The sequence below is a fragment of the Pseudomonas mucidolens genome, assembly GCF_900106045.1.
Classification (GTDB): Bacteria; Pseudomonadota; Gammaproteobacteria; order Pseudomonadales; family Pseudomonadaceae; genus Aquipseudomonas; species Aquipseudomonas mucidolens.
Genome location: NZ_LT629802.1, coordinates 2464353 through 2478353, shown reverse-complemented (window position 1 = coordinate 2478353; position 14001 = coordinate 2464353). Strand labels below are relative to the sequence as shown.

16 protein-coding genes are annotated in these 14001 nt (G+C 59.7%); 8 read left to right on the top strand and 8 right to left on the bottom strand.

Annotated elements, in window-relative coordinates; translation table 11 throughout:
* Window positions 1–206: 206 nt before the first annotated feature.
* From BLU75_RS11535 to BLU75_RS11525, 3 genes are all read left to right on the top strand, one after another.
* Window positions 207–842: a LysE family translocator gene (locus BLU75_RS11535; protein ID WP_090221459.1), complete on the top strand. Its 636-nt coding sequence runs from the start codon at window positions 207–209 to the stop codon at window positions 840–842.
* 66 nt (window positions 843–908) lie between these two features.
* Window positions 909–1379 (top strand): GFA family protein, encoded by a 471-nt coding sequence (locus BLU75_RS11530; RefSeq protein WP_084381199.1) that lies wholly within the window; start codon window positions 909–911, stop codon window positions 1377–1379.
* An 87-nt stretch (window positions 1380–1466) separates the two neighbouring features.
* Window positions 1467–2216 carry a tellurite resistance TerB family protein gene (locus tag BLU75_RS11525; protein WP_084381198.1) on the top strand — a complete coding sequence of 250 codons (750 nt, stop codon included), beginning with the start codon at window positions 1467–1469 and terminating at the stop codon, window positions 2214–2216.
* Between the two features lie 9 nt (window positions 2217–2225).
* On the opposite strand, the gene BLU75_RS11520 is transcribed toward BLU75_RS11525, so the two are convergent.
* From BLU75_RS11520 to BLU75_RS11500, 5 genes are all read right to left on the bottom strand, one after another.
* Window positions 2226–3032: a hypothetical protein gene (locus BLU75_RS11520; RefSeq protein WP_084381197.1), complete on the bottom strand. Its 807-nt coding sequence runs from the start codon at window positions 3030–3032 to the stop codon at window positions 2226–2228.
* Window positions 3033–3100: 68 nt separating this feature from the next.
* Window positions 3101–5815 carry a magnesium-translocating P-type ATPase gene (gene mgtA / locus BLU75_RS11515; RefSeq protein WP_084381196.1) on the bottom strand — a complete coding sequence of 905 codons (2715 nt, stop codon included), beginning with the start codon at window positions 5813–5815 and terminating at the stop codon, window positions 3101–3103.
* A 269-nt stretch (window positions 5816–6084) separates the two neighbouring features.
* Window positions 6085–6345, bottom strand: a complete 261-nt coding sequence (locus BLU75_RS11510; RefSeq protein WP_231982640.1) for a hypothetical protein — start codon at window positions 6343–6345, stop codon at window positions 6085–6087.
* Window positions 6346–6651: 306 nt separating this feature from the next.
* Entirely contained in the window at window positions 6652–7263 is a 612-nt protein-coding gene (locus tag BLU75_RS11505; protein ID WP_084381195.1) for a LysE family transporter, read from the bottom strand.
* A gap of 144 nt (window positions 7264–7407) precedes the next feature.
* Window positions 7408–8691 carry an arsenic transporter gene (locus BLU75_RS11500; RefSeq protein WP_084381194.1) on the bottom strand — a complete coding sequence of 428 codons (1284 nt, stop codon included), beginning with the start codon at window positions 8689–8691 and terminating at the stop codon, window positions 7408–7410.
* A 146-nt stretch (window positions 8692–8837) separates the two neighbouring features.
* Here BLU75_RS11500 and BLU75_RS11495 point away from each other — a divergent pair, with 146 nt between their 5' ends.
* The 4 genes from BLU75_RS11495 (at window position 8838) to BLU75_RS11480 (ending at window position 10606) form a co-directional block, all read left to right on the top strand.
* Window positions 8838–9053: a hypothetical protein gene (locus BLU75_RS11495; protein WP_084381193.1), complete on the top strand. Its 216-nt coding sequence runs from the start codon at window positions 8838–8840 to the stop codon at window positions 9051–9053.
* An 88-nt stretch (window positions 9054–9141) separates the two neighbouring features.
* Entirely contained in the window at window positions 9142–9837 is a 696-nt protein-coding gene (locus tag BLU75_RS11490) for an AzlC family ABC transporter permease (RefSeq protein WP_084381212.1), read from the top strand.
* The gene (locus BLU75_RS11485; protein ID WP_084381192.1) at window positions 9834–10145 is read left to right on the top strand and encodes an AzlD domain-containing protein; all 312 of its coding nucleotides are present in this window, start codon (window positions 9834–9836) and stop codon (window positions 10143–10145) included. Before BLU75_RS11490 ends, BLU75_RS11485 begins: the two co-directional genes overlap by 4 nt.
* 107 nt (window positions 10146–10252) lie before the next feature.
* A complete protein-coding gene (locus tag BLU75_RS11480; RefSeq protein ID WP_084381191.1) occupies window positions 10253–10606 on the top strand; it encodes a hypothetical protein in 354 nt (117 codons plus the stop codon).
* A 134-nt stretch (window positions 10607–10740) separates the two neighbouring features.
* Here the strand turns inward: BLU75_RS11480 and BLU75_RS11475 are convergent, their stop codons facing one another.
* The gene (locus BLU75_RS11475; RefSeq protein WP_084381190.1) at window positions 10741–11445 is read right to left on the bottom strand and encodes a YoaK family protein; all 705 of its coding nucleotides are present in this window, start codon (window positions 11443–11445) and stop codon (window positions 10741–10743) included.
* A gap of 97 nt (window positions 11446–11542) precedes the next feature.
* Window positions 11543–12454: a LysR family transcriptional regulator gene (locus BLU75_RS11470; protein ID WP_084381189.1), complete on the bottom strand. Its 912-nt coding sequence runs from the start codon at window positions 12452–12454 to the stop codon at window positions 11543–11545.
* Window positions 12455–12567: 113 nt separating this feature from the next.
* Between BLU75_RS11470 and argC the strand changes: the two genes are divergently transcribed.
* The gene (gene argC, locus BLU75_RS11465; RefSeq protein ID WP_084381188.1) at window positions 12568–13491 is read left to right on the top strand and encodes an N-acetyl-gamma-glutamyl-phosphate reductase; all 924 of its coding nucleotides are present in this window, start codon (window positions 12568–12570) and stop codon (window positions 13489–13491) included.
* On the opposite strand, the gene BLU75_RS11460 is transcribed toward argC, so the two are convergent.
* Window positions 13488–13973, bottom strand: a complete 486-nt coding sequence (locus tag BLU75_RS11460) for a P-loop nucleotide/nucleoside kinase family protein (protein WP_084381187.1) — start codon at window positions 13971–13973, stop codon at window positions 13488–13490. The genes argC and BLU75_RS11460 overlap by 4 nt on opposite strands.
* Between the last annotated feature and the right edge of the window lie 28 nt (window positions 13974–14001).

Genomic DNA, 14001 nt, shown 5'->3' with positions numbered 1-14001 from the left:
ACGGCGGCTTCGACATCGGGCCTATATTGCTGATGCCCGTCAGTAAGCCAAACTCCCACAGGTTCCGCTGCTTAACTGATCGGCATTAGCCTATATCGCCGTTTTTTTTGCGTGGAGTTGAACTGGGGCTAGGCGTCGTTGGAGGTTTTGGTGGATCATTCGCCAACTGTTGGCTCCGACGAGGCCGCTCTTGCGGGGAAGCCCTGATGTCTCTTACTACATTATTTGTATTTATCACGATGAGCGCCGCGATTATCGCGATTCCGGGGCCAACGGTGCTATTGGCGTTGCAGAACGGATCACGTCACGGGTTGCGGGCGGCGGCCTGGGGCATGGGGGGCGCGGTACTTGCCGATGCGCTGCTGGTCACGGCGGTGGCGTGCGGTCTCGGACTGTTACTTGCAGCCAGCGAGGGGTTGTTCCAGGTGCTGAAGTGGATCGGCTCGGCGTATCTGGTCTGGCTGGGCTGGCAAATGTTGCGCGCACCGCAAGCGGCATTGCCAACAGTGGGCGAGGGGACCGACCCCGGCGCTCGTTCAGTGGGTATTTTCACCCGCAGCTTTCTGGTAGCGATCTCCAATCCCAAGGCCTTGCTGTTCATGTCGGCATTCCTGCCGCAGTTTGTCGACAGCACTCAACCCCAACTGCCGCAGTACGCCTGCCTGTTGCTGGCGCTGTGTGTACTGAACGTGATGACCATGATGTTTTATGCCGTGTGCGGGGCGCGTTTGTTAAGCCGCCTGCGGCCGGCACATTTGCAGCATTTCAATCAGGGCGCGGGCGGCCTGTTAATGACGATGGGGGTGCTGTTGGCTGCCTACCGTCGTGATCCGGTGTCTTGAAGTGGGCGAATGACTCGCCGGCGCAGAAGTTTTGCGGCCTATACAAATTGTCAAAAGGAATGAGTGATGAGCGTTGAAAGGGTTTGTTGGGAAGGTGGTTGCCGATGTGATCGGGTACGGTTCACCGTCAGTATGAAGCCGATTATCACCATGGCCTGTCATTGCACCGGCTGCCAGAAAATGTCCTCCAGTGCCTTCTCCCTCAGCGCGCTCATACCTCAGGCTGGTTTTACCATCAACCAGGGCGAGCCAGTGATCGGCGGGCTCCACGGTGCCGCACGCCATTATTTCTGCGCGCATTGCATGAGTTGGCTGTTCACACGCCCTCACGGTATTGATGATCTGGTCAACTTGCGAGCGCCCCTGCTGGATGATGCCAGGAACTACGTTCCGTTCATGGAAACCTGGACCAGCGAGAAGCTGCCATGGGCATCCACACCTGCGGTCCACAGCTTTGCGCAGCTTCCCGAATCTGAAGAATTCTCGCACCTGTTACAGGCCTACGCCGAGTTTGCTGCGGCGGATGCCAATCGGTAAGTCGACGCTGGCCGCGTGATCTTGGCGTTATAGGGAGGAACGGCTATTGTTCTTGGTCTGGAGCACAGCTCAAAGGAGAGCGTCACCATGAACACCAGCGATTTACTCGAACAGTTGCTGCGAGCCGGTCAGGCCTCGATGACACAACAAGGCGGTTCGGCTGCACCCCAAGGCGGGGCAGGCGGGCTTGGTGGTCTGGGTGGTTTATTGGGCGGCTTGCTTCGTGGCGGTGGTTCTGGCGCTACCGCGTCGGGCGGCGGCGGGCTTGGGGATCTGCTCGGTGGGCTCGGCGGCCTGGGCGGAATGCTGGGGGGCGCGGCGTCGGGTGGTTCGACCCAAGGACGTTCCGGTGGCAGCAACTATGCGGCCCTGGCATCACTCGGCATGATGGCTTTCCAGGCGTATCAAGCCTGGCAGCGGCAACAGGCGTCGGCGCCACAGCAGGCGTTGCAGACGGTTGACCAACTGTCCGGCGCTGAAGTCGAAGCGCACAGTCATGCGGTGTTGCGAGCATTTATCGCGGCCGCCAAGGCTGATGGGCGGATTGATGAGCAGGAAACGCAATTGATCAATGCCGAGATCAAGCGCCACACCGACGATCCGCAGTTACAGCAATGGCTGGACGCCGAAGTCGCCAAGCCATTGAGTGCTGCCGATTTTGCCGAATATGCCCATGATCCGGCGATGGCATCGGAGGTTTACCTGGCCAGTGTCATGTTGGTGGATGATCAGCAGGATGCCGAACGTCGTTATCTGGATGAACTGGCGGGCGCGCTGAACATTGATCCCGAGCTGCAATTGCGCCTTGAGCAACAGGCCAAAGGCCAGGCTGCCTGAGGTGACGATTTAAAACCGCAACGTCGCCCCTGTCGTCAGCCATGGGTCCCGGTCTTCGACCAAGCTGCGCCCGATCACTAGATCGACATCCAGACGTTTGCCGACATGCAGTCGCGGCCCGGTCTGCCAGGCCTGGTCGCCATGCTGTCGGCCGTATCGCTCGGCGACCCATGTCATTGAATCCGCGACGCTGTACTCAAACCCGACGCCCCAGGCCAGGCGTTGGTTCTGCTCGCCGTCGTCATAGGCGTGGGCCCAGCCGGCGTTGACGTTCAAGCGCAGTGCGTCCCGTGGTTGCCAGGTAAGCGGGACACCCAACTCCGCACCCTCGAAGGCATGCCGACGATGCACCGCGACATGCGTCGCGCCGGCTATCGCGATCTCAATGCCCGCGTCCGGCCATGACCATAACGAGGCCTTGAACTGTGGGCTGACTTGAGTCTCGGTTTCGTCATCCTCGATAACAGCCGCCCATTGCACCCTCGGTAATGCCTTGGGCGTGCAGGCGGCCGAGAGGGTTGTGTGGTGCGTCGAGGAATCATGTCGATTGCGGGTGTACCAGGCGTCCAGGTTGCATTCGCCGGGCGCATTGATTGCGCCGTCGTCAACCACATAGGGGCCGCCGGCTGCGAAGGCCCGGGAAAGCAGACTGAGCAACAGGATGCCGCCCAGGGTCGTGCCGATAAAGATCAAATTACGCCGCAACGCGCGTTGCCGAGAGGCCGGCAGGGACCGGAAGAGCGGGCTGGCGGCGGACTTTTGCCGGTTGCGGTATTTGGCGAACCCGTTCGGCCGCCGCGATGTGTGTTTGTGCATGGTTCATGCTCCAAAAAACTCAACTTGCCCGGGCGCGGGCTATCGGGCGACAGCCCGCGCCGGGTGGCTCAGTACCACTGCTTGAAGCGGCGGATGTAGAGGGTCTTCATCAGTTGTGCGACGCAGCAGTAGCTGACCAGGGTGGCCACCAGCCATGGGAAGTACGCCAGTGGCAACGGTTCCAGGCCGACCAGCGTGCCCAGGGGCGAGAAGGGCACGTAGATCCCCAGCACGATGACGATGCAGGTCATCATGAGTACCGGCCAGGCGGCGGTGCTCTGGAAGAACGGGATCTTGCGGGTGCGCAACATGTGCACCACCAGGGTTTGCGAGAGCAGCCCTTCGATGAACCAGCCGGACTGGAACAAGGTCTGCATTTGCACGCTGTTCGCCGAGAACACGTACCACATCAGGGCGAATGTGGTGATGTCGAAGATCGACGAGGTCGGCCCGATCCAGATCATGAACCGTCCGATATTCTTCGCATCCCACTTGCGCGGTTTGGCCAGATATTCCTTGTCCATCTTGTCCCAGGGCAAGGCCAACTGAGAGATGTCGTACATCAGGTTTTGCAACAGCAGATGGATCGCCAGCATCGGCATGAACGGAATGAATGCGCTGGCAACCAATACCGAGAACACGTTGCCGAAGTTGGAACTGGCGGTCATGTTCAGGTACTTCATGATATTGCCGAAGGTCTCGCGCCCCTTGAGCACACCTTCCTCCAGCACCATCAGGCTTTTTTCCAGCAGGATGATATCGGCCGATTCCTTGGCAATGTCGGTGCCGCTGTCCACCGAAATACCGACGTCGGCGTCGCGCAGTGCAGGCGCATCGTTGATGCCATCTCCGAGAAAGCCGACGGTATGCCCATTGGCCTGCAACGCCTTGAGCACCCGGGACTTTTGCAGTGGGGTCAGTTTGGCGAAGAGCGTGCGTTCCTCGACCTGCCGCTTGAGGGTGGCATCGTCCATGGCTTCGATGTCCACGCCCAGCAGCGGCTCACCAGGCTCCAGGCCGACCTGGCGGCAAATGGTGCGGGTGACCACCGCGTTGTCGCCGGTGAGTACTTTGATGGCGACGCCGATCTCTTGCAGGGCCGCAATCGCAGGGCCCGCGGTTTCCTTTGGTGGATCCAGAAAGGTCAGGAAACCGTGGATCACCAGGTTGCGCTCATCGGCGGTGGTGTACTGCTGGCGGGCCAGGGCCTTGGGAATGTTGCGGGTGGCAACCACCAGCACCCGGAAGCCGTCCTCGTTGTAGTCGTTGGCGGTGTTCAGCAACTCCTGGCGACGTTGCTCATCCAGCGCGACGGCGGTCTCACCCTCCATCAGATGCGTGGAAATGCTCAACATCTCCTCAACCGCGCCTTTGCATACCAGCAGGTGATCGTCGTGGCTGTCCTTGAGCACAATCGACAGACGCCGGCGTACAAAGTCGAAAGGCAATTCATCAACCTTGCTGTAGGCAAACGGCACCTGGAACTTGGGATTGTGCTGGGAGAACTCCACCACGGCCTGATCCATCAGGTTCTTCATACCACTTTGGTGATGGCTGTTGAGCCAGGCCAGAGACAGCACCTTATCGTCCCGTTGGCCGAAGGTGTTGACGTGGTGTTCGAGGATGATTTTGTCTTGGGTCAGGGTCCCGGTCTTGTCGGTGCAGAGCACGTCCATTGAACCGAAGTTCTGGATCGCGTTGAGGCGCTTGACCACCACTTTGCGCTTGGCCATGGCCGTCGCACCCTTGGCCAGGTTGGCGCTGACGATCATTGGCAGCATTTCCGGGGTCAATCCCACCGCCACCGCCAGCGCAAACAGAAATGCGTCGCCCCAGTCGCCTTTGGAGAAACCATTGAGGAAGAACACAATGGGCACCATCACCAGCATGAAGCGAATCAACAGCCAACTGACGCTGTTCACTCCACGGTCAAACGCGGTCTGCACCCGCGATCCGACAATCGCCTTGGCCAGTGAGCCGAAATAGCTGCGCGGCCCGGTTGCGACCACCACCGCCCGGGCCCGACCGCTGACGACGTTGGTACCCATGAAGCAAATATTCTGCAGGTCCAGCAGGTTGCTCTGGTCCGGTGCTTTAAACGTCGCGGATTTTTGCGTGACATCGCCCAGGGTGTCGTACTTTTCCACGGGCAAGGCTTCGCCGGTCAGCACCGCCTGGCTGATGAACAGATCGCGGGATTCGATCAGGCGGATATCGGCGGGGATCATGTCACCGGCCGACAGTTGCACAATATCGCCGGCCACCAGCTCGCGCATCGGCACTTCGCGCAACGTGGGTTGCGCGCCGGCTTGGGCACGTCGCAACACAGTAGCGGTGGTGCGCACCATGGCTTTCAAGGCTTCGGCGGATTTTGCCGAGCGATGTTCCTGCCAGAAGCGCAACAGGCTGCTGAGGAGGACCATGGTCATGATGATAATGACCTTGGTCAGCTCGGTTTCTTCACCTGCACGCAGCGGCAGCCAGTAATCGGTGACGAAACTGATGGCGCCCAGGGTCAGCAGCACGTAGATAAACGGATTGTTCAGGGCCTGGAGAAACTGCACGACGGCGTGAGGCGGCTTGTCGTGGGCCACCTCGTTGTAGCCTTCGCGTTGCAGGCGGGCGCTGGCGTCCAGCTCCGTCAGGCCGTCTTTGGTCGCCCTGACGTTGGCGAACGTGGCGGTGAGGCCGTTGTGCGCTTCGCGAGCGGCCCGCATCGACAGTTTGGCGTCAGAGTCGGTGCGGGTTTTGTTCGGTAGTTGCGTGGTTTTTACTGCGCTCATTGTATGTACTCCTGTCGCCATTTTTTCGACAAAACATACCCGCTACTTACCTGCTGACAGGCTAGCGAAAGCATGCCGAGTCGCTGTTGTCGCGATCGGTTTTAATGAATATCTAGTGGGGCTATGAACGTTGATTGTTTAACTGGCGCGCAGCGAAGTACGGCTGGATTAGTTCACGAAGAACGCCAGTTAGATAATTAACCCATAATCAGGAAGTTGCTGTTTACAACCGGCTTACGCCACGCGAACGCTCGGATAGCGGTTCAGCATCACACTCGTTTGGCGAGCAGGCTGGAAACGTTTCGACTCTGAGGATCTTGAGGGTCGGTGTGATCCCGCTGCTCGACCAGATGGCCAGTATTGGGGCGCAGACGCCAGTAGGCCTGGAAATGTACCAGGCTGATACGCGCAGAGGGGGAAATCAAGGCGATGCGTGGTCGGGCTGCGCCCAAGAATCCACGCCGCAGCTTGGCCCGCAGGGCCGTGGCCAGCCCATGCAGTTCGGGTAGAACAAAGGTTTTGAAATTCATAACACACCTCGGGACCGGACTGGCGCCGGCTGAGGCAGTTACGTTGGAGCGTCAAGCTCTAGCGCAGCTTACCCGGCCTGAAAGGCGAGTCCCGTCATTACTCTGGGTTTGGTGCCCGACTCCCGCATTCACGGTGAGTGGACAGCGACTAGATACTGTGTCCATTGGCTTCTTTTGTGAGATTGAAAAAGGCCTGAATTGCAGGCACGGGCAATCTACTCAGGCGTGCGGAAGTTGTCAATATTTAATAAGCCGATGGAATATTGGTTCAGAGACTGTTCAGCTAAGGGAACCAAGTTTATATATTTACAGACTGCCGGCGGCCAGGAATGCCAGATAGATCAACACCGCGCCACAAGTGCCGTAACTGATGCGCTGCCAAGTTGCCGATGCGTTTTTTCCCAAAACATTCACCAGGGCTGCAACCAGGAAACACGAGAGGATCGATGCCAGCATGAACCCGGCGAAAAACATCAGGGTCTGGCCATGACTTGGCGTGGCCCCGACAATGCCTGATAGCGCGCTGCCAAGGGCGCCCCAATAGACAATGTTTTTCGGGTTGGCCAGTGAGATGGCGGCTCCGACCATCAGTGCATTGCGTCCACTGCCCACGGGAACGTTGTCGGGTTGCGGCAGGCGCCAGGCATCCAGCAGGCTGCGTACCCCGAGCCAGGCCAGGTACAACGCGCAAACGGCGGTCAGGGGAACCCTTATCGCTTCATGCTGAATCAGCAGCGCCATGCCGGTCAGGCCGATCACTGCCCAGGTTGCATCGCCCACCAACGACCCGACCTGCACCAACAGCGCCGGGGTAAAGCCGTGCAACAGGCCGCGACGCAAGGTTTCCGCCAGTACCGCGCCGGGGGACAGGCAAAATACAAAGCCAAATACCACGGCGGAAAAAAAGATCATCAACATGGTCAGGGTCTTCCGGCGGTGTGTTGGCTCAGCCAGGCGTGGTGCATGGAACTCATCCGTGGGGCTCGGTGAGGGTCGAGAGTGGCGAGCCTACGCTGTCCACTGCGTTCGAATCGACTGTCGGTTGGCCCTCGTCGACAGCTTTCAAAGACTGAGGCGCAGGGCCAGTGCGGCCAGAGTGATCAATAGCACCGGGAGTGTGAGGACGATGCCGACCTTGAAGTAGTAACCCCAAGTGATCCGGACGCCTTTTCGCGCCAGAATATGCAGCCATAGCAGTGTCGCGAGGCTGCCGATAGGCGTGATTTTCGGCCCCAGGTCGCTGCCAATCACATTGGCGTAGATCATTGCCTCCTTGACTATGCCCACGGTATGACTGGCCTCAATGGACAGCGCTCCGATCAATACAGTTGGCAGGTTGTTCATGGCCGACGACAGCAACGCGGTGAGCAAGCCGGTCCCGAAGGCCGCGCCCCATACGCCATATTCGGCAAAGGTGTTGAGCCAGGTGGCCAAATAGCTCGTCAGACCTGCGTTGCGTAAGCCATACACCACCAGGTACATGCCCAAAGAGAAAATCACGATCTGCCAAGGCGCCTCCTTCAGCACCTTGCGCGTGGATATCGTGTGGCCCTTGGCGGCGATCACCAGCAACAGCAACGCGCACACCGCACTGATGGCGCTGATGGGAATCCCCAGTGGTTCCAGGGCAAAACAGCCCAACAACAGAATGCCCAGCACCCACCAACCGGCGTAGAAGGTGGCGCGGTCGTGGATGGCACTGGCTGGATCGTCGAGGACGGCGGGGTCATAGGTTTGCGGAATATCGCGCCAAAAGAACCACAGCAGGACCGCCAGCGTCGCCGCAACGCTGACCAGGTTAACCGGCACCATCACGGCGGCGTATGCGTTGAAACCGATGTTGAAATAGTCCGCGGAAACGATGTTCACCAGGTTGGAAACCACCAGCGGCAGGCTGGCGGTGTCGGCGATAAACCCCGCGCCCATGACAAAGGCCAGGGTTGCCGCCGGGGAAAAACGCAGCGCCAGCAGCATCGACATGACGATCGGTGTGAGGATCAGGGCCGCACCGTCATTGGCAAACAATGCCGACACCAGAGCGCCCAGCAGCACCATATAGGCGAACAACCGTCGACCCCGGCCGCGCCCCCAACGCGCGACGTGCAGCGCAGCCCAGGCGAAGAAGCCGGCTTCGTCCAGCAGCAAACTAATGATGATCAGCGCGACGAAAGTGCCCGTGGCGTTCCAGATGATGTGCCATACCACCGGGATGTCGGCCAGGCTGACAACGCCGCTGGCCAGCGCCAGGATCGCTCCCAAGGAGGCGCTCCAGCCCACGCCCAGGCCTTTGGGTTGCCAGATGACCAGGGTAAGGGTGAACAGGAAGATGGCGACGGCGATGAGCATCAAGCACGAATCTCCGATGAGGGGGTACAACAAGCCTTTTGATTGATCTGTGACAAGGTACGTGGATTACAGGCCAAGTGCTTGAAATTAAAATGAAACATAGCTGTCGTAAATTGCCTGCTCTTGGTGATTAAGGAAGTACCCGCGTGACCCGTGCCACTCGAAACCTGCGCAAGACCCTCGATTCCGTTGCGGATAATAACGAAACCGCAGCCTTTGACCTGATGCGTGCGGTGGAAAAGCTTGCTGATGAGGTCTTGCGCCAGCGCTTGCTCAATACCATTCACCGCCTCAATCAAGATGCTCACGAATTACGCGAAGCCCGCGACGCGGTGGAGCGGGTGTCAGCCAAGCTGGCTTGAGCCCGTAGCGCAGCGAGCAATATCGTTCAAGACAGCGTCCACGGGCGCTGTCATGCTTGTCGAATGTCTGTCGATGAGCCTGTTTTCCATGCCTGCAACCTTGCCTCATTATGCTTTCGCACGGGGTGCGATCGCGATTATTCCCTTGTCCTTGGCCTGTGGCCCGTGGGGCCTGCTGGCCGGTTCCCTGGCGATTGACGCTCAGTTCACCCCGCTGGAGAGCCAAGGGCTGTCGGCCATTGTGTTTGCCGGCGCGGCGCAGTTGGTGGCGATTGGCATGGTCAAGAGTGGCGCGAGTCTGATCGCCATTTTGCTGACGACCCTGCTGCTGACCTCTCAACATTTGCTCTACGGTATGCACCTGCGCCCGACAGTGTCACCACTTCCGGCGCGCTGGCGCATGAGCCTGGGCTTCCTGCTGACTGACGAGTTCTTCGCGCTGGTCAGCCAGTACGATCGCGAAACCTTCAATCGCTGGTATGCCCTCGGGGTCGGACTGACGTTCTACCTGATCTGGAATCTGTTCACGCTGGCCGGGATCGTGCTCGGCAAGAGCATTCCGAATCTGGATCAACTGGGGCTGGAGTTTTCCATCGCCGCGACCTTTATCGCCTTGATCACGCCGGTGGTGCGAGATGTACCGAGCGTGGTCTGCGTCGCGGTGGCGCTGCTGTTCTCAGTGTTACTGAGCTATTGGCACTGGGAGTCGGCGGTGGTGGTATCGGGCGTGCTGGGGATGAGTGCCGGGTATGCCTGTAAACGCCTGGGGGTAGGGCAGCGATGATTTTTGTGATGATTTTCGGCATGGGCCTGGCGGTTTTTTTCAATCGCTACCTGTTCCTAGAACCCCGTTTGCCGGTACGTCTCAATCGCGGTGCGCGAGAGTTTCTCGGTTTTGCGGTGCCGGGTATGTTGACGGCCATCTGCGGTCCGATCATTTTCCTAGCGGAGCATAGACTCAACCTGAGCCTGGACAACCCGTACCTGTTGGCCGGTGCCTGTGCGGTAGCGTTGATGTTCTGGACTCGCAGCGTACTGATCACGGTATTGCTGAGCATGACGCTGTTTTACGTGTTCCGCTGGGTGTTGTAATACCCTACGTTGAAACAGCGTTCATCCCGTCACTGACTTTTGCTTGCGTGGCACCTGCTCAGCCAAAACCAATGCTACAGTCGCGGTTTTTCCAAGGAAGCGATGGTATGCGGAAGGTGGTGATAGGTGCGTTGGTACTGGCAGCGTTGGCCGGTTGCGCCGGCTCGAAGATGAAACAGGCGCGTGCTGGCGCGCCTTACAAAACCCTGGCCTCGGATAAAGCGGTGCTGGTGGTCGCGCAATGCATCCAGTTCGGCTGGCAGGACGAAGCGGTCTTTGGTGTCGATGCCGGTGGGTTCATGGAGCCTGCACAGGGCGGCGGCCACACGGTCTACACCACGGGCGGCGACTACTTCGTCGATGTGCGCAGCGCTGGCGCCACTACGACGGTCAGTTACTACGCCATCGAGGACAACTGGGCCGCCAAGCGTCGTCTGGCGGCCCTGGCGACCTGTTTGTAGGGCGTCGCCTTAGAATTGTTCAGAAATGCCCGACGGACACACCGCCGACGCTGACTTAATATACGTTCGCTCGCCCGATATTGGCTCTTTACCGGCACATGGACGTCGAGGCGGATGTCGGGCGAGCACCTAGCTCAACGTGGCATGTAACCGAGGTGCCAGCGCCGCGGAATCTTCAGCGACACCAGCCCCAGCAGTGCCGAGAGCAAGCCGCTGACCAACAGTGCGCGAATGCCCATGTGCTGTTCCAGCAAGGCGCCGATGACTGCGCCGACAAACATCCCGGCCCAGGGAATCAGTTGCACACGCCAGCCATTGCGCCGTTCTCCCAGCATCCAGCGTCCCAACCCTCGGCCGAAACGCGACAACGCGCCTGTCACGTAGGTCAGCCCCACGGGTAAACCATTCACTTCTTCGACCGCCGCATTGAGCATGCCCATGGCAACGATCGCCGCCAGCAATGCGGGTAACAGGTCGTCCCACGGCCAGGCCGCGGCACCGCACAGCAGCATGGCGATACACAGCAACAGCGGCAGCGCGTGGCGCTTGCTGGCGCGGCTGATGATCACACCCAAGGCATTGCCGAGGACAAACGTGGCCACCAACAGCGTGAGGCGAGCACTCAGGCCCAGATCGCCGTCACTGATCGCGACGGCCAGGCGCGTGGTGTTACCGCTCATGAATGAAACAAAGTCGCCGCTGGCCATAAAGCCGATGGCATCGGTCATGCCGGCGAGCACCGACAGACTGGCCACCAGCATCAGTCCAACACGGCCACGCCATTTGTGTCGTTGCAGCAGGGCCGCGCTGGCTTGAGGTTTAAAGGAGGAGGGCAGCATGGGGCGGGCATCCTTGATGACTGCGGCAGTTTGTGAAAATACAGCAGGCCGGTGGCTTTATCCAAGAACTGGCTTCGAGCGCAATATCCAGGAGGTATCACGCTTGTCCCGGCTTATCGACCTGGCTCAGATGGCTTAATCCCCACAGTACGTCCAGTACATGCTGGGTAGACCGTTCGACATGTGCATCGCGATGGGCAATGCCCAAATGTCGCCACAACGCAGGCCGCAGTGGCCGCATCACGATGGTGTCATCGGGCAACCGCGTGGCCGCTTCATGCGGCAACAATGTCGCGCCGTAACCCGCGGCCACCAGGCTCTTGATCGCGTCGTTGTAATTAAGCTGAATGCGCGGCGTGGGCTGCTCCCCTTCGCTGGCGAACCATTCTGCTGTCAGCCGCGAAAGTCGGGTGCTGTTATCGTTCAGAATCAACGGCTGAGCGGCCAACCAGTCGGGCGTAATGACCGGCGGGCAATCCCAGCGGGCCGGCAGGAAAGCCAGCACCGGGTCGCGCCGCCACGGTTCAATCCGCAATCCCTTGATCGGCGGTTGCGGTAGTGCGACCAGCCCGATGTCCAGTGCGCCGTCGACGAGCTTTTTCAGGGTTTCCTGTGAGGTGAGCACCGCGACCTGCACATCGATCGTGGGATGCTGCTGACTCAAGGTTTCCAGGGCTTGAGGCATCAGCTGCGCAATGGCGCCCGTCGATGCGCCCAATCTCACGCGTCCCGCCAGACCCAGGACTTGGCGCTGCACATCGTCGAGCGCCTGCTCGGCATCGGCCAACAGCTGTCGCGCCCGTTCCACCAGGGTTTCGCCAATCGCTGACGGCTGAACGCGGCCCCGGGTGCGTGATAACAGCAGGGCGCCGACGCGGGACTCCAAATCGGCAATATGCAAGCTGACCGTGGGCGGCGCCAGGTTCAGCATGCCGGCGGCCTTGGCAAACGAACCGAGGTCGGCAACGGCCACCAAGGTGCGCAAGCGATCCAGGCTGATTTCACGCATGCATGACTCCTGATTCAGAAAATCTGAATTAAAGCGTTCTTAAATTCAACTTTCATTATTGTAGGGCCATGGAGAAGATTGCGCTTATTGAATCTTGCTGACGAGCGCTGTGCATGACCACTCCCCTGATATTTATCGACGGCGACCAAGGCACCACCGGTCTGCAAATCCACCAGAGACTGCACGAGCGGGCTGATTTGCAGCTGGTCACACTCGCTGCGCCATACCGCAAAGATCCTCAACGCCGCGCCGATGCGATCAACGCCTGCGACATCGCGATCCTCTGCTTGCCTGACGATGCGGCACGTGATGCGGTCGCCAGCATCAGCAATCCAGCGGTGCGGGTGATCGATGCCAGTTCGGCGCACCGTATCCACCCAGACTGGACCTACGGTTTCGCGCAAATGAGCCCACAGCAGGCGCAACATATTGCCAGCGCGCGTCGGGTCAGTAATCCCGGTTGTTATCCGACTGGGGCGGTAGGTCTGCTGCGTCCGTTGCTGGAGGCCGGTTTGCTACCCAGGGATTACCCGGTCAGCATCCATGCGGTGTCAGGCTATTCCGGCGGCGGACGTGTGGCTGTCGAACAGTATGAGGGTGAAACCGCATCCCAGGCGTCGGCGTTTCAACTATATGGGCTGGGCCTGATGCACAAGCATGTTCCGGAGATCCAACTGCACAGCGGCTTGGCGCAGCGCCCGATGTTTGTCCCGGCATACGGCGCTTTTCGCCAGGGAATCGTCTTGAGCATCCCGCTGGAGCTACGTTTGTTGGCCCCCGGGACTGATGCGATGCGGATACAGACGTGCCTGGAGCAGCATTACGCCGATGCCGATCATGTACAGGTCATGTCGATGGGCGATGCAAAGCAGCTGCTGGCTCTGGACCCGCAAATGCTCAACGGGACGGACGATATGAAGTTGATGGTGTTTGAAAATGGCAATCAGCTCCTGTTGGCCGCGGTGTTTGACAATCTAGGCAAGGGCGCCGCGGGCGCGGCCGTGCAGAACCTGGATTTGATGCTGGCGATGGTTTAAGGGCGATGAACCCTGATGACAAGCTCTTCATCCGGATGAGGCGCGCGGAAGTGGCTGGTAATCAGGTCAAACTCGGCATCGGTCGCCGCAAAGTCGTGGTCGCGCTGCTGGTTCCGCGCGTGAAGTCGGGCACGGCAAGTGTCGTCATCCACCTCAAGAAAATGCAGGCAATGCGGCACGCGCGCGGTCAGGGCCAAGCCGCGCAACCATGCGCGATCCGCGACGGTATTGGCGGGAAAGTCCAGTACCACGCAGACGCCTGACTCAAGCAGGTCGATCACCAGCGGCCCCAACACCCCACGCAGTCTCTGTGCACACCGCCGGTAGTCCGCCACCGAACGAATCTCTCCAGGATAGAGCCGGGAAAGCCATTGGTCTTCACTGAGTACCATCGCGCCGTGATCAACGGCGAGGGTGTTGGCCAGCGTTGACTTGCCTGCTGCGATCTTGCCGCACATCAGATGCAGCGTGGGTGTTGGCATGGGTGACAAGCTCCTTGTGTCGGCTCTG

Coding starts and splice junctions, on each gene's coding strand:
- BLU75_RS11535 (WP_090221459.1), top strand. CDS start 207: ATGTCTCTTACTACATTATTTGTATTTATCACGATGAGCGCCGCGATT.
- BLU75_RS11530 (WP_084381199.1), top strand. CDS start 909: ATGAGCGTTGAAAGGGTTTGTTGGGAAGGTGGTTGCCGATGTGATCGG.
- BLU75_RS11525 (WP_084381198.1), top strand. CDS start 1,467: ATGAACACCAGCGATTTACTCGAACAGTTGCTGCGAGCCGGTCAGGCC.
- BLU75_RS11520 (WP_084381197.1), bottom strand. CDS start 3,032: ATGCACAAACACACATCGCGGCGGCCGAACGGGTTCGCCAAATACCGC.
- mgtA (WP_084381196.1), bottom strand. CDS start 5,815: ATGAGCGCAGTAAAAACCACGCAACTACCGAACAAAACCCGCACCGAC.
- BLU75_RS11510 (WP_231982640.1), bottom strand. CDS start 6,345: ATGAATTTCAAAACCTTTGTTCTACCCGAACTGCATGGGCTGGCCACG.
- BLU75_RS11505 (WP_084381195.1), bottom strand. CDS start 7,263: ATGTTGATGATCTTTTTTTCCGCCGTGGTATTTGGCTTTGTATTTTGC.
- BLU75_RS11500 (WP_084381194.1), bottom strand. CDS start 8,691: ATGCTCATCGCCGTCGCCATCTTCCTGTTCACCCTTACCCTGGTCATC.
- BLU75_RS11490 (WP_084381212.1), top strand. CDS start 9,142: ATGCCTGCAACCTTGCCTCATTATGCTTTCGCACGGGGTGCGATCGCG.
- BLU75_RS11485 (WP_084381192.1), top strand. CDS start 9,834: ATGATTTTTGTGATGATTTTCGGCATGGGCCTGGCGGTTTTTTTCAAT.
- BLU75_RS11480 (WP_084381191.1), top strand. CDS start 10,253: ATGCGGAAGGTGGTGATAGGTGCGTTGGTACTGGCAGCGTTGGCCGGT.
- BLU75_RS11475 (WP_084381190.1), bottom strand. CDS start 11,445: ATGCTGCCCTCCTCCTTTAAACCTCAAGCCAGCGCGGCCCTGCTGCAA.
- BLU75_RS11470 (WP_084381189.1), bottom strand. CDS start 12,454: ATGCGTGAAATCAGCCTGGATCGCTTGCGCACCTTGGTGGCCGTTGCC.
- argC (WP_084381188.1), top strand. CDS start 12,568: ATGACCACTCCCCTGATATTTATCGACGGCGACCAAGGCACCACCGGT.
- BLU75_RS11460 (WP_084381187.1), bottom strand. CDS start 13,973: ATGCCAACACCCACGCTGCATCTGATGTGCGGCAAGATCGCAGCAGGC.